Raw genomic sequence first — 11,495 nt, 5'->3', positions numbered from 1 at the left:
CCTCGATCGGCTGGCCCGTTTCGGGCCCCCCGACCGCGGGGCACTCGCTCAACTTTACCGGTCTGTCTCGGCCCTGTCAACCGGTATTTCCCGGTTCGTGCCGTTCCGTCCCAGTAGCTTCCCGGCGCAGGCGCGCAGCAGTTCACCGCTCGTCCGTGCTGGGAGGCTTGGCAGGCCGGCCGCAACTTCGCTTGCGCGGTGGGCGTCCGTTCCCCTGCCGAGAAAGAACATTACAACGCCCCTGACGGCCCGCCAAATCGGGGTCGCCCGATGCCGCACCCGTAGTGCGTCGCCGTCACGAAGGCCCAGGTCAGACGGGTCCGCACCGCACGACGGAGCCCCGCACGACTGCCGTGCAGGGCTCCGTCTCGTCATGTGCGATCGGTCAGGGCAGGCTGATCTCCACCTGGCCGCCGGCCACCCGGGTGCGCAGCACCGGCTGGTCGGACGCCGCCGGTCCGCGGACCACCAGGCCGTCGGTGAGCCGGAACGTGCTGCCGTGCCACGGGCACACCACACACGCCGACGGGCCCGAGCCGGTGACCTCGCCCTCGCTGAGCGGGCCGCCCTGGTGGGCGCACCGCTCGATCATGGCGGTCACCGAGTCGCCGTGCCGGTACAGCAGGACCGGGGCCGAGCCGACCGTGCGGACCACCGGCTTGCCGACCGGCAGTTCCGCCATGGACGCGACGTGGTGCCAGCCCTCCGGGATCATGCGCAGCTCGGGCACGGCGTGGTTGACGCCCGCGCCCTCCTTGTAGGACAGGTGGCCGCCCAGGTACGCCGAGCCGCCCGCGACGGACAGGCCCGCGTAGCCGAGCATCCGGCCGAACCGGTGCCGGCCGGTCATGCGGGCGGCGAGCGAGCCGGCGTACAGGCCGAGGGCGATCGTGTTGCCCACGGCGTGGACGAGGCCGACGCGGCGCTGCTCGCGGGCCAGCGAGGCCCAGTCGGTGAGGCCCGCGGCGGCGGCCGGCAGGGCGCCCGCGACGCCGGTGGCGACAAGGGCGGTGGCCGCGCGGCGCTGGCCGGGGAGCAGGTCGAGCACGGCGGCGCTCATGAACGCGCCGACCGGGAGCTGCACGAGGACGGGGTGCAGGGGGTGGCCGAGGAAGACGCCGTGCAGCACGTCGCGGAGCTTGCGGGGGCGGATGGTCGCCTGGACGGCGGCCTTGAGTTTGTCGCCCGCCGGGTCCAGGGCGCTGGCCTGTTCGAGCCGGTTCACGAGTTGGCGGAGCATGCCTGAGCACCTACCCCCGGGGCGGGAAAGAAAACTGGCTCACGGCCGCCTCGATGGCCCGGTGGAACGTCGGGTACGCGTAGATCATGTGCTGCAGCGTGCTGACCGGCACCTCGGCGTGCACGGCGACGGACAGCGCGCCCAGCACCTCGCCGCCGGCCGGGCCGGCCGAGGTGGCGCCGACGAGGACGCCGCGGGCGGGATCGGCGACGAGCTTGACGAACCCCTCGTTGCCGGGGCCGTGGATGAAGCCGCGCGAGGACGACGACAGCGGCGTGAACGCCGTCTCCACCGCGATCCCCCGCTCGGCCGCCTGCGCCTCGGTGAGGCCGACGGCCCCGATCTCCGGGTCGGTGAACGTGACGCGGGGCAGCGCGCGGTAGTCGGCGGGCGGGCCCTCCCGGCCGAGGATGTCGCGGATCGCGATGCCGGCCTCGTACATGGCCAGGTGGGTGAAGGCGCCGTGGCCGGTGACGTCGCCGACGGCCCAGAGCCCGTCGGCGGCGCGCATGCGCTCGTCCACGTCGAGGAACCGGCCCGGCTCGATGCCGAGGGTGTCGAGGCCCAGGCCGCCGAGGCGGGCGGCGCGGCCGGTGGCGACGAGCAGCTTCTCGGCGGTGACGGTGCCGCCGTCGGACAGGGTGAGGGTGAAGCCGTCGGCGTACGACACGGCGGTGGCGCCGACGCCGGTGCGCACGGTGACCCCGTCCGCGGTGAGGGCGGCGTGGGCGACCTCGGACGACTCGGGCTCCTCCATGGCGAGGAGGCGCTCGGACCGTTCGAGCACGGTGACGGCGACGCCGAAGCGCGCGTACACCTGGGCCAGCTCCAGGCCGATGGCGCCGCCGCCGAGGACGGCGAGCGAGGCCGGCAGCTCGGCGCACTCGACGGCCTCGCGGTTGGTCCAGTACGGGGTGCCGGCCAGGCCGTCGATCGGCGGCACGACAGCCGTCGTGCCGGTGGCCACGACGATGCCGCGCCGGGCCGCGTACTCGTCGGCGCCGTCGACGACGACGCGGCCGGGGCCGGCGATCGCGGCGCGGCCCCGCACGAACCGGCCGCCGCGGCCGGTGAACCGGTCGACGGCGACCTTGTCGTCCCAGTCGTCGGTGGCCTCGTCGCGGATGCGGCGGGCGACCGGCGCCCAGTCGGCGGTGACGGTGGCGCGGCCGGCGAGGCCGTCGATGCGCCGCGCCTCGGCGAGCGCGTTGCCGGCCCGGGTCATCATCTTCGTCGGGATGCAGCCCCAGTACGGGCACTCACCGCCGACCAGGGTGTGTTCCACGCCGACGACCGTCAGGCCGGCGTCGGCCAACCGGCCGCCGACCTCCTCGCCGCCGACGCCGAGCCCGATGACGACGACGTCCACCTCGGTAGCTGCCATTCCGCCAGCATCCCACCGCGGTTACCGTGCGGCCATGGTCGTGCAGGGTTACGTCGCGCCCGGGTTCGGGGCGGTCCGCGAGGAGCTGGAGCGGCAGGTGGCGGCGGGCGCCGAGACGGGTGCCGCACTCACGGTGCTGCGCCGCGGCGAGGTGCTGGTGGAGCTGCGCGCGGGCTGGGCCGACCGGGCGCGGACCCGGCCGTGGGCGCCGGACACGCTGGTCAACACGTACTCGGTGGGCAAGCCCGTCGCGGCGCTGGCCGCGCTGCTGCTGGTGGACCGCGGCCTGATCGGGCTCGACGACCCGGTGGCCCGGCACTGGCCGGGGTTCCGGGCGACGGCCGTGACGGTGCGGCACGTGCTCAGCCACACCGCCGGGCTGCCCGCCTTCGGCGTCCCGCGCGATCACACGGCGTGGGCCGACTGGGACCTGCTCTGCGCCGACCTGGCCGCCGCCGAGCCGGAGACGCCGCCCGGCAGCGCGGCCGCCGAGCACGCCCTCACCTACGGCCACCTGGTCGGCGAGCTGGTCCGGCGGGTCGACGGCCGCCCGTTCGGCCGGTTCGTCGCCGAGGAGATCGCCGGGCCGTGGGGGCTCGACCTGGGCTTCGCGCTGCCGGCCGCCGACCTGGGCCGCTGCGCGGAGCTGGAGTACGCCGAGAGCACGTGGCCGGTGGACGTGCTGGGCGAGCCCGGCTCGCTGCGCCACCGCGCGCTGGCCAACCCGGCCGGCGCGGTCGACCTGGACGTGGTCAACTCGCCGCTGTGGCGGCGGGCGTGCGTGCCCGCGGTCGGCCTGCACGCCACCGCGACCGGGCTGGCCCGGCTGTACGACCGGCTGCTCGCCGCGCCCGGCGCGATCACCATCCCGCAGTTCACCGGCGTCGACCTGCTGCTCGGCCGCACCGTGACGTGGACGCTCGGCATGCAGCTGGAACCCGACGGCGACTGGGGCATGGGCGGCATCGGCGGCAGCTGCGGCTACGCCGTACCCGCGCGGGGCCTGGCCGTCGGGTACGTGACCCGCCGGCTTTCGGCCGCCGACCGCCTCGAACCCCTGCTCGAAGCGCTCATGTCGTGACCGCCGCGACCGATCCTGAACCTCCGCGAGCGGGGGAAGGGCCCCCGGCGATCAGGGACGGGGGTGACGGTCATGCGGCTCACATGGCGTGCGGGAATGGTGGTGGTGTTGCTGCTCGGCGTCGCCCTGGTGGGCCCGGCGGCGATGCCGGCCGGTAGCGCGCCGCTGCCCCCGGCCGCGCCCGGCACCCGGGCGATGTGGCTGTGGAGCGAGGCGCCCGCGGCCGAGGTCATCGAGTTCGCTGGCGCCCGCGGGGTGCAGGAGATCTTCGTGCACGTCGGCACGCAGGTCGCGACGGACGGCTCGCTGCCGCGCCTGCGCGAGCTCAAGCAGCTCGCCGACGCCCGCAAGGTCCGGCTGACCGCCCTCGGCGGCGACCCGGCCTGGACCACCGACCACGGGTCCGCGCTGGCCTGGCAGCGGGCGGTCGTGAGGACCGGCCTGTTCGCCGGGCTGCACGTGGACGTCGAGCCGTACCTGCTGCCGGGCTGGACCTCCGCCTACCAGCAGACCGCCAAGCAGTTCCTGGCGCTGCTCGACAAGCTGCGCACCGGCAGCGCGCTGCCGGTCGAGGCGGACGTCCCGTTCTGGTACGGCCAGTACAAGGTGGGCACCCTGAACCTCGCCAACGAGGTGCTCAAGCGCGTCTCGGCGGTCACCATCATGAGCTACCGCGACACCGGCGTCGGCACGAACTCGATGCTCGCCGTCAGCAAGGACTGGCTGGTGCGCGGCTCGGCCGCCGGCAAGCGGGTGCGGCTCGGCGCCGAGACCGGCCCGCTGAGCGACTGCGGCTACTGCACGTTCGCCGAGGAGGGCGCCACCCACCTGGGCAACGAGCTGGCGGAGGTGGACGCGGCGACGCGCACCACGTACTCGTTCGGCGGCATCGCCGTGCACCACTACGACAGCTGGCGCGACCTGCCGGCGTGACGTGCGGGGCGGGACCTGCCGAGGCTGTGCCACGGACGCGTTCGGCAGGTCCCGCGCTTCACGGCCGGAGCCACACCGCCTCGTCGCGGTGGGACTCCAGCGGCTTCGGGTAGTCCACCCCGGCGAGCCGCCAGGGCTGGTGCACCGCCGGTCCCGCGAGGCCGGCCAGCTCGGGCACGTGACGTCGGACGTACGTGCCGTCGGGGTCGAACCGCAGGGCCTGACGGATCGGGTTGAACCGGCGGTAGGGCCTGGTGTCGTTGCCGGTGCCGGCCACCCACTGCCAGTTTCCCGAGTTGTTGGGCACGTCGCCATCCAGGAGCAGCCGGAAGAAGTGCGCGACGCCGTCGCGCCAGTCCAGGCCGAGGTGCTTGGTGAGGAACGCGGCGGTGATGAGGCGCGCCCGGTTGTGCATCCAGCCCTCGGCGAGCAGCTGGCGCATCCCGGCGTCGACGACCGGCACCCCGGTGTGGCCCTGCTGCCAGGCGGTCATGGCGTCGGCGTCGTAGCGCCAGTCGAAGCTGTCGCCGGAACGCCGGTACGGCTCGGTGGACAGCTTCGGGAACCGGTCGGTGACCTGGTAGTAGAAGTCGCGCCAGGCGAGCTGCCGGACGAACGGCTCGGCGCCGTCGAGGTCGCGCACCGCGGTGGCGACGCTCAGCGGGGAGACGCACCCGAAGCGCAGGTACGGGCTGAGCCGGCTGGTGTCGTCGGCGGGCAGGTCGTTGTGGTGCTCGGCGTAGTCGCCGACGTGGTCGCGCCAGCGCCGCAGCCGCTTGCGGGCCTCGGTCTCGCCCCCGTGCGCCGCGTCCGGGGAGTCGCCGGGCGGCGGCTCCGGCACCTCGCCGGGGCTCAGGCCGTCGGGCAGGGTGATCGCGCTTGGCGCCCGCACCTCGTCCCGCCACGCGGCGGCCGCCCAGGCCCGGTGGTACGGCGAGAAGACCCGGTAGTGGTCGCCGCCCGCGGGCCGCAGCGCGCCCGGGTCGACGACGGTGACGCCGGGGAACGTGCGCACGGCCACCCGCTCCTCGGCGGCCGCGGCCTCCAGCCGGCGCAGCCGCCGCTTGGCGTACGAGGTGACGTCGGCGGCGAGCGCGATGCCCTCGGCGCCGGTCTCCCGGGCCACCCGCATCGCCTCGGTGACCGGGTCGCCGCGGCGGATGACGAGGTCGCCGCCGCGGGCGCGCAGGCCGTCGCGCAGGTCGGCGAGGGCCTGGTGCAGGAAGCGGTCGCGGTTGGCCGAGCGGCCCAGCAGGCCGGGGTCGAGCACGAACAGGGGAACGACGCGCTCGGCGTTGGCGCAGGTTGCGGCCAGGGCGGGGTTGTCGTGCACCCGCAGGTCGCGGGTGAACAGCACGACGGCCGTCCTCATGCGGCCAGCTCCACCGGCCGCCCGCGCGGCGTCGTCAGGGCGCGGGCCACCTCGGCGGCGCGGCACCGGTTCGGCACGACGGCCCGGCGGACGAAGACGTCGTAGCCCTGCGCCTCGACCTCGCCGAGGATGCCGCCGTACAGCCGGTACGCGGTGCGCATGCACGCCTGCGAGCCGCCGGTGAGCAGCGGGATGCCGGGGGCGGCGGCCGCGTAGTGCTCGCGGGCCACCGTGCACTCGTACGCGATGAGGCTCTTGATCTGCGGGGTGGCCTCGCCGCGGTCGCGGGCGGCGAGCAGGTCGGCGCGGGTGACGCCGAACCGGTCGAGGTGCTCGTCCGGCAGGTAGGTGCGGCCGCGGTCGAGGTCCTCGGCGACGTCGCGGATGAAGTTGGTGAGCTGGAACGCCAGGCCCAGCTGGCGGGCGGGCTCGCGGGCGGCGGCCGGGTCGGCCGAGCCGAGGATCGGCAGCATCATCGTGCCGATGACCGCGGCGGAGCCCTCCATGTAGTCGAGCAGGTCGGCGTAGGTCGCGTACGACTCGACGGTCAGGTCCATCGCCATGCTGCGCAGGAACGCGTCGAAGTCGTCCAGGTTTAGGTCGAAGACGGCCACGGTATGGAGCACGGCGGGCAACAGAGGGTCGTCGATGGGTTCGCCGCGCAGGCCGGCGCGGAACCGGTCCGACCAGGCGGTGAGCCGGGCCGCGCGCTCGGCGGGCGGCAGCGCCTCGGTGCGGTCGACGATCTCGTCGGCGTAGCGGGTGAAGCCGTAGAGGGCGTGCACGTGCCGCCGCTTCCAGGCGGGCAGCAGGCGGGTGGCCAGGTAGTAGGTGCGGCCGTGGCGCCGGTGCAGCACGCGGCACCGCTCGTACGACGCGGCGAGATCGATGTCCACGGGCACCTCTTTCGACTCATGAATCGACGCAACTTGGAGTCTAGGCTATCGTCGATGACGTGGCCAACGACACCCTCGCGGCGAAGACCGACGAAGCCGCCCAGCCCGGGTCTCCGGTGACCGCCGCGGCGCACCTGGCACCGGCGGTCGACGAGACGCTGCGTCGGTTCCTCACCGCGGAGATCGCCCTCCTCGACACCGTGGACCCCGCGTTGGGCGGGTTCGCCCGCATCGCTCAGGACGCGGTTCTGGCCGGCGGCAAACGCCTCCGCCCCACATTCGGATACTGGGGGTGGCGCGGATTGGTCGGACCGCAGGAATCGGTCGAGCCGGTGCTGCCCGCGCTGGCCGCGCTGGAGCTCATGCACGCGTTCGCGCTGCTGCACGACGACGTCATGGACGCGTCGGCCACCCGCCGCGGCCGCCCCACCGCCCACCGGCTGTTCGCCGCCGAGCACGTCGCCGGCGCCCGCCGCGGCGACGCCGGCCACTTCGGCAACGCGGCCGCCGTGCTGGCCGGCGACCTGTGCCTCGTCTGGGCCGACCAGCTGCTGGCCACCACCCCGCTGCCGACGGCCACCGTCTTCGCCGTGCGCGCCTGCTACGACCGGATGCGCGTCGAGGCCGTGGCCGGCCAGTACCTCGACATCCTCGGCGAGGCCGACCCCGACTCCTGGACGGTCGAGCGGTCGCTGGTCGTCGCCCGGCACAAGACGGCCAGCTACACCGTGCAGCGCCCGCTGCAGTACGGCGCCGCCCTCGCCGACCGGTCGGTGTGCTGCGGGGGCGCCTGCCGCGGCGACCGGCACGCCGCCGTCAGCGCCGCCTACCACCGGTACGGGCTCGCGGTGGGCGAGGCGTTCCAGCTGCGCGACGACCTGCTCGGCGTCTACGGCGACCCGGCCGTGACCGGCAAGCCCGCCGGCGACGACCTGATCACCGGCAAGCCGACGGCGCTGCTGCTGCTCGCCCGCGAGCTGGCCGACCGGGCGCAGGCCGCCGCCCTCGACGGCGGCGACGTCGACGCGGCCCGCGACGCGATCGCCGAGACCGGCGCCGTGGCGCGCGTGGAGGACCTGATCCAGCAGCGGCTCGCCGAGGCGGTCGAGTGCATTTCCGACGCGCCCATCGACGCAACTGTGCGCTCCGCCCTGACCGACCTCGCCGTCTCCGCCGGGGACCGAGCGGCATGATCATCCCGACCCCCTGGAGGAGCCCCGTGCGCACCGTCACCGGACCCAGCGACCACGTCGTCGTGGTCGGAGCCGGCCTCGCCGGCCTCGCCTGCGCCCTGCACCTCGCCGGCAGCGGCCGCCGCGTCACCGTGGTCGAGCGCGAATCCGTCCCCGGCGGCCGCGCCGGGCGGCTCGCCAGCGGCGGCTACGAGTTCGACACCGGCCCCACCGTCCTGACCATGCCGTCGCTCATCGCCGAGCCCCTGGCCGCCGTCGGCGAGGAACTCGACGACTGGCTCGACCTCACCCCGCTCGACCCCGCCTACCGGGCCTACTACCCGGACGGCTCCACGCTGGACGTCAAGACCGACACCGTCCGCATGGCCGCCGAGATCTCCCGCGTCTGCGGGCCCCGCGAGGCCGACGGCTACCTGCGCTTCGTCGACTTCGCCCGCAAGCTGTGGGAGCTGGAGCGGTCCGACTTCATCGACCGCAACCTCGACACCCCGGTCGACCTGCTCAACCTCAACCTGCTGAAGCTGCTCGGCATGGGCGGCTTCCGCCGCCTCCAGCCGAAGATCGACCAGTACTTCAAGGACCCGCGCACCCGCCGCATCTTCGCCTTCCAGGCCATGTACGCGGGGCTCGCGCCGCACGACGCCCTCGCCATCTACGCCGTCATCTCGTACCTCGACAGCGTCGCCGGCGTGTACTTCCCCAAGGGCGGCATGCACGCCGTGCCCCGCGCGCTCGCCGGCGCCGCCGAGAAGCACGGCGTGACCTTCCGCTACGACACCACCGTCGCCCGCGTCGAGACCACCGCCGGCCGCGCCACCGCCGTCATCACCGCCGACGGCGACCGCATCCCCGCCGACGTGGTCGTGCTCAACCCCGACCTGCCCGTCGCCTGGACGCTGCTCGGCTCCGACTACCCGCGCAAGCTCAGCTACTCGCCGTCCTGCGTCGTACTGCACGTCGGCTCGAAGCAGGGGTACAGCAAGATCGCTCACCACAACATCCACTTCGGGCGGGCCTGGAAGGGCACGTTCGACGAGGTCATCAAGCGCGGCGAGGTCATGAGCGACCCGTCCCTGCTCGTCACCAACCCCACCCGCAGCGACCCGTCCGCCGCCCCCGACGGCCGGCACACCTACTACGTGCTCGCCCCCGTGCCCAACCTCGACCGGGCGCCCATCGACTGGGCCCGCTCCGGCTACGCCGACTCGCTGCTCGGCGTCCTCGAGGACCGCGGCTACGTCGGCTTCCGCGACGGCATCGAGGTGCTCGAGGTCATCACCCCGGCCGACTGGGCCGCCCAGGGGATGGCCGGCGGCACCCCGTTCGCCGCCGCGCACAGCTTCACCCAGACCGGCCCGTTCCGACCGGGCAACCTGCACCCATCCCTGGAGAACGTCGTGTTCACCGGCTCCGGCACCCAGCCCGGCGTGGGCGTACCCATGGTGCTCATCTCCGGCAAGCTCGCCGCCGCCCGCCTCCCCGGAGGCGCCTCATGACCACCCGCGAGGACCACCTCGTCGAACTCGTCGACGAGAACGGCGCCGCCGTCGGCACCGCCACCGTCAGCGAGGCGCACCTGCCGCCCGGCCGGCTGCACCGCGCCTTCAGCGTCTTCCTCATCGCCGACGACGGCCGCGTCCTGCTCCAGCAGCGCTCCGCCGTCAAGACCCGGTTCCCGCTGCGCTGGGCCAACACCTGCTGCGGGCACCCCACCCCCGGCGAACCCGTCACCGAGGCCGCCGCCCGCCGCCTCGTCGAGGAGATCGGCGTCGGCAACGTCACCCTCGCCGAGGTCGGCGTCCACGCCTACTACGCCGAGGACCCCGCCACCGGACGCGTCGAGTACGAGTACGACCACGTGCTCGTCGGCCGGCTCCCCGCCGACCGCGACACCCCGCTGCCCGACCCCGACGAGGTCGCCGACCTGCGCTGGGTCAGCCCCGCCGACCTGCGCATCGGGCTGCAGGTCGAGCCCCGGGCGTACGCGCCCTGGCTGGCCGGCGTCACCGACCGCCTCCTCGCCCACCTCGACCGTCCCGCGGAGCACTCCGGTGGCTGACGACGGACTCAGCGCGGGAGCGGTGGCCCGCCGCCTCGGGGTCGCCGTCACCACCCTGCGCACCTGGCACCAGCGGTACGGGCTCGGGCCCAGCCGGCACACCCCCGGCCAGCACCGCCGCTACACGCCCGACGACATGGCGCGGCTCGACATGATGCGCCGCCTCACCGCCCAGGGCGTCGCCCCCGCCGAGGCCGCCGCCTGGGCCCGGCGCATCGACGTCGCCACCGGGCTGGTCCCCGAGAACCAGCCCGCCATGGCCCCGGCCGGCCCCGTCCACAACCCGGCCCCCCGCGCCACCGCCCACGCCGGCCCGCCCCGCAACCACCGCGACGGCGGCGGCAACAGCATCCCCGTCGGCCGCGCCGGCCCCGCCGCCCGCGGCCTCGCCCGCGCCGCCGTCCGCCTCGACACCGTCGCCATGCGCGAGATCCTGCGCACCGTCGTGCACAACCAGGGCGTCATCGCCGCCTGGGACACCGTCATCGCCCCCGTCCTCGTCGGCGTCGGCCGCCGCCACGCCACCACCCAGCGCTTCATCGACGTCGAACACCTCCTGTCCCGCAGCATCACCGAGACGTTCGCCATCGCCGGCCGCCACACCGACCAGCGCGTCCCCCGCGTCCTGCTCTCCTGCGCCGACGACGAACAGCACACCCTGCCCCTGGAGGCCCTCGCCGCAGCCCTCGCCGAGAACGACATCCCCAGCCGCCTGCTCGGCGCCCGCGTCCCCGCCCGCGCCCTCAAGGACGCCGTCGCCCGCACCGGCCCCGTCGCCGTCGTCGTCTGGTCCCACGGCCCCGCCACCGCCAACGCCAACCAGCTCACCCAACTCCTCACTGGCAGCTGGCGCCCCGTCCTGGTCGCCGCCGCCGGCCCCGGCTGGAACCACGACGACCTCCCACCCGAGGTCCCCCACCTCGCCAACCTGACCGACGCCGTCCGCCACATCCGCGGCGCCATCCCGCCCGCGCGCTGACAAATCCGCAGGTCAGAGCCGACAGCCATACCGGTTTGGAGGGGGCCTGGGGCATCACGTATGCTTTCCAAGCCTCCGGCGGGGCCGGATGGGGCTTCAATCGCCAACGTTGTACGTGTGCAATGATGGCGGGGCCGCCCTCATCGTCTAGTGGCCCAGGACGCCGCCCTTTCAAGGCGGTAGCACGGGTTCGAATCCCGTTGGGGGCACGGTACGACAAGTGAAGAGCAAGGTCCTGTGGAGCAGTTGGAGTGCTCGCCGCCCTGTCAAGGCGGAGGTCGCGGGTTCAAGTCCCGTCAGGACCGCAAAACGCCATCACGGCCAGGTAGCTCAGTTGGTACGAGCGTCCGACTGAAAA

10 protein-coding genes and 2 tRNA genes are annotated in these 11,495 nt (G+C 74.5%); 8 read left to right on the top strand and 4 right to left on the bottom strand.

The window, feature by feature from the left end; genetic code table 11:
• Window positions 1-385: 385 nt before the first annotated feature.
• The gene (locus Sya03_RS10865) at window positions 386-1,240 is read right to left on the bottom strand and encodes a Rieske (2Fe-2S) protein (protein WP_203938113.1); all 855 of its coding nucleotides are present in this window, start codon (window positions 1,238-1,240) and stop codon (window positions 386-388) included.
• Between the two features lie 10 nt (window positions 1,241-1,250).
• Entirely contained in the window at window positions 1,251-2,624 is a 1,374-nt protein-coding gene (locus Sya03_RS10860) for a dihydrolipoyl dehydrogenase family protein (RefSeq protein WP_203938112.1), read from the bottom strand.
• A 34-nt stretch (window positions 2,625-2,658) separates the two neighbouring features.
• Between Sya03_RS10860 and Sya03_RS10855 the strand changes: the two genes are divergently transcribed.
• Together Sya03_RS10855 and Sya03_RS10850 are read left to right on the top strand one after the other, a co-directional pair.
• Window positions 2,659-3,705, top strand: a complete 1,047-nt coding sequence (locus tag Sya03_RS10855) for a serine hydrolase domain-containing protein (RefSeq protein ID WP_203938111.1) — start codon at window positions 2,659-2,661, stop codon at window positions 3,703-3,705.
• A gap of 72 nt (window positions 3,706-3,777) precedes the next feature.
• Window positions 3,778-4,638, top strand: coding sequence for a hypothetical protein (locus Sya03_RS10850; RefSeq protein ID WP_203938110.1), 861 nt, complete (start codon window positions 3,778-3,780; stop codon window positions 4,636-4,638).
• 58 nt (window positions 4,639-4,696) lie between these two features.
• Here the strand turns inward: Sya03_RS10850 and Sya03_RS10845 are convergent, their stop codons facing one another.
• Window positions 4,697-6,010, bottom strand: a complete 1,314-nt coding sequence (locus Sya03_RS10845) for a cryptochrome/photolyase family protein (protein ID WP_203938109.1) — start codon at window positions 6,008-6,010, stop codon at window positions 4,697-4,699.
• Window positions 6,007-6,906 (bottom strand): phytoene/squalene synthase family protein, encoded by a 900-nt coding sequence (locus Sya03_RS10840; RefSeq protein WP_203938108.1) that lies wholly within the window; start codon window positions 6,904-6,906, stop codon window positions 6,007-6,009. The genes Sya03_RS10845 and Sya03_RS10840 overlap by 4 nt, the downstream gene beginning before the upstream one ends.
• 59 nt (window positions 6,907-6,965) lie before the next feature.
• On the opposite strand from Sya03_RS10840, the gene Sya03_RS10835 reads away from it, so the two are divergent.
• The 6 genes from Sya03_RS10835 to Sya03_RS10810 all read left to right on the top strand — a co-directional run bounded on the left by Sya03_RS10835 (window position 6,966) and on the right by Sya03_RS10810 (window position 11,442).
• Window positions 6,966-8,099 (top strand): polyprenyl synthetase family protein, encoded by a 1,134-nt coding sequence (locus tag Sya03_RS10835; protein ID WP_370871933.1) that lies wholly within the window; start codon window positions 6,966-6,968, stop codon window positions 8,097-8,099.
• A 26-nt stretch (window positions 8,100-8,125) separates the two neighbouring features.
• A complete protein-coding gene (gene crtI / locus Sya03_RS10830; protein ID WP_239107322.1) occupies window positions 8,126-9,595 on the top strand; it encodes a phytoene desaturase family protein in 1,470 nt (489 codons plus the stop codon).
• Entirely contained in the window at window positions 9,592-10,158 is a 567-nt protein-coding gene (gene idi, locus Sya03_RS10825; protein WP_203938106.1) for an isopentenyl-diphosphate Delta-isomerase, read from the top strand. Before crtI ends, idi begins: the two co-directional genes overlap by 4 nt.
• Window positions 10,151-11,137: a MerR family transcriptional regulator gene (locus tag Sya03_RS10820; protein ID WP_203938105.1), complete on the top strand. Its 987-nt coding sequence runs from the start codon at window positions 10,151-10,153 to the stop codon at window positions 11,135-11,137. The genes idi and Sya03_RS10820 overlap by 8 nt, the downstream gene beginning before the upstream one ends.
• Before the next feature lie 136 nt (window positions 11,138-11,273).
• Window positions 11,274-11,346: transfer RNA gene (locus tag Sya03_RS10815), tRNA-Glu, on the top strand.
• Window positions 11,347-11,368: 22 nt separating this feature from the next.
• Window positions 11,369-11,442 (top strand) — tRNA-Asp (locus Sya03_RS10810).
• Window positions 11,443-11,495 lie beyond the last annotated feature (53 nt).

Source organism: Spirilliplanes yamanashiensis (genome assembly GCF_016863475.1).
In the GTDB taxonomy this organism is placed as follows: domain Bacteria; phylum Actinomycetota; class Actinomycetes; order Mycobacteriales; family Micromonosporaceae; genus Spirilliplanes; species Spirilliplanes yamanashiensis.
Note: the sequence above shows the minus strand (reverse complement) of the source record. Positions and strands in the feature narration are given on the sequence as shown.

Coding starts and splice junctions, on each gene's coding strand:
- Sya03_RS10865 (WP_203938113.1), bottom strand. CDS start 1,240: ATGCTCCGCCAACTCGTGAACCGGCTCGAACAGGCCAGCGCCCTGGAC.
- Sya03_RS10860 (WP_203938112.1), bottom strand. CDS start 2,624: ATGGCAGCTACCGAGGTGGACGTCGTCGTCATCGGGCTCGGCGTCGGC.
- Sya03_RS10855 (WP_203938111.1), top strand. CDS start 2,659: ATGGTCGTGCAGGGTTACGTCGCGCCCGGGTTCGGGGCGGTCCGCGAG.
- Sya03_RS10850 (WP_203938110.1), top strand. CDS start 3,778: ATGCGGCTCACATGGCGTGCGGGAATGGTGGTGGTGTTGCTGCTCGGC.
- Sya03_RS10845 (WP_203938109.1), bottom strand. CDS start 6,010: ATGAGGACGGCCGTCGTGCTGTTCACCCGCGACCTGCGGGTGCACGAC.
- idi (WP_203938106.1), top strand. CDS start 9,592: ATGACCACCCGCGAGGACCACCTCGTCGAACTCGTCGACGAGAACGGC.